Here is a 1,684-nt window from a genome sequence, read left to right as displayed (position 1 = left end):
GGGCGCAGCCCGAGGGCCGCGGCCAGCTCGGCGACGCGGTGCGCGCGCTCGGCCGAGGCGGGATCCCAGCCGTGATCGACGACCAACAGACCGGCCCGCAGGGCCCGGCGGGGGGCGACGAAGGCGAGCGCCGCGGCGAGCGCCATCGAGTCCGGCCCGCCGGAGCAGGCGACAAGCACCAGCTCGCCCGGGTCGAGATCGGCGACCGCGTTGCGGACTGCGAACCGGACCGCGGCCACGGCCGGATCCGGCGCCCGACTGGACCGCGCCGTCGGCGTCGTTCGCGTCGTCTGGTCGAGTGGGCCGCCTGCCGCCCTGCCCGTTGGCCCGGCCGCCGCACCGAGGTTGTCACCGCCGGTGGCGGACTGGGTCACCGCGGGGCCCGGTGTCCGGCCGCGCCGGCGAGCGCCCCGCGGACCACGGCCGTCACGCCGAGATCGACGGGCGACTGCCCAGGACGCGCTGCATCCATGCGGTGGGATCGGCCAGCTCCGCGCGGGTCGGCAGCGTCGTCGGCGACTCCCAGACGGTGTTGAAGCCGCCCACCCCGGCCTCGGCGACGACGGCCCGGACGAAGGCACCGCCCTGGCGGTACTGCTGGAGCTTGAGGTCCAGCCCGAGCAGGCGGCGGATGAACCGGTCAAGCGGCGAGCCGCCGTCGCGGCGGCCCTCGAACTTCGACCGGATGTCGGCGACGGTGGGTACCACCCTGGGGCCCACGGCGTCCATCACCTGGTCCGCGTGGCCCTCCAGCAACGTCATGATCGCCTGAAGCCGGTCGAGCACCGCCCGCTGCGCCGGGGTCTGCAGAGCTTCCACCACGCTCGGACTGTCGGCGCCCCGATCGAACACGGCCCCGCGCACCGCGGCCACCGCCGAGCGGACCCGATCCGCGAGGACGTCCGGATCGAGGTCGGTGGCCTCGATGAACGCGGTGATCTCGGACTCGAGGTGGGACCGCAACCACGGCACGGCGGTGAACTGGGTCCGATGGGTCTGCTCGTGCAGGCAGACCCACATCCGGAAGTCACGCGGCACGACGCCCATGGTGGCCTCGGCGTGAGCGATGTTCGGCGCGACCAGGCTCAGCCGGCCGACCGCGTCCGGCGTGGCCGACCCGTCGGGGCCGGCGAGGTACTCCTCGGGCGGCAGGAACACCTCGTACTGGCCCAGCACCTTGCTGGCGAGGTAGGCCAGCGCCGTGCCGAGCTGGATTCCGGTGACCCGCCGGCCGACGGCGGTGGAGAAGGTGCCGCGCTGCTGGTCGGACAGCTTGCCGAGCAGGGGGGTGGTGAGCACCCGCAGGCCGGCGACGTTGGAACGGACCCATTCGGGCCGGTCGACCACGTTGATGGGGGTGATGGCGCCGGCAGGGGCGAGGTGGGTGTAGTCCTCCACGTGCCGCTCGGCCTCCACCGCGAGGCGGCGGAGCTCGGCGACGACCTCGCCGGCCTGCTCTCGGGTGATCTGCGGGCCGGGGCGGACCAGCCTTCTCGCCGTCGTCACGGCGAGTTCCCAGTCGACCAGCTCGGCGTCCACGAATCCGAGCGTACCGGGCCGGCCCCCGCTCTGCTCCCACGTCGCCCGCACCGAGGCCCTCGCCGCGGCGCGTCGCCGACGCGGGGCCCTGCCGAGTCGTCACCGGGGTCGCCGCCGGGGTCGCCGGCGGAGTTGCCGCCGACTC

At 75.1% G+C, this 1,684-nt stretch carries 2 protein-coding genes; both read right to left on the bottom strand.

The window, feature by feature from the left end:
- Window positions 1-374: ATP-binding protein (locus ND748_RS31490; protein WP_308205785.1), on the bottom strand; the 374-nt coding region annotated here is incomplete at its 3' end.
- A gap of 52 nt (window positions 375-426) precedes the next feature.
- Window positions 427-1,539 (bottom strand): zinc-dependent metalloprotease, encoded by a 1,113-nt coding sequence (locus tag ND748_RS31485; RefSeq protein ID WP_251749934.1) that lies wholly within the window; start codon window positions 1,537-1,539, stop codon window positions 427-429.
- Window positions 1,540-1,684: the final 145 nt, after the last annotated feature.

The organism is Frankia sp. AiPs1, assembly GCF_023716945.1.
Lineage (GTDB): Bacteria > Actinomycetota > Actinomycetes > Frankiales > Frankiaceae > Frankia.
Note: the sequence above shows the minus strand (reverse complement) of the source record. Positions and strands in the feature narration are given on the sequence as shown.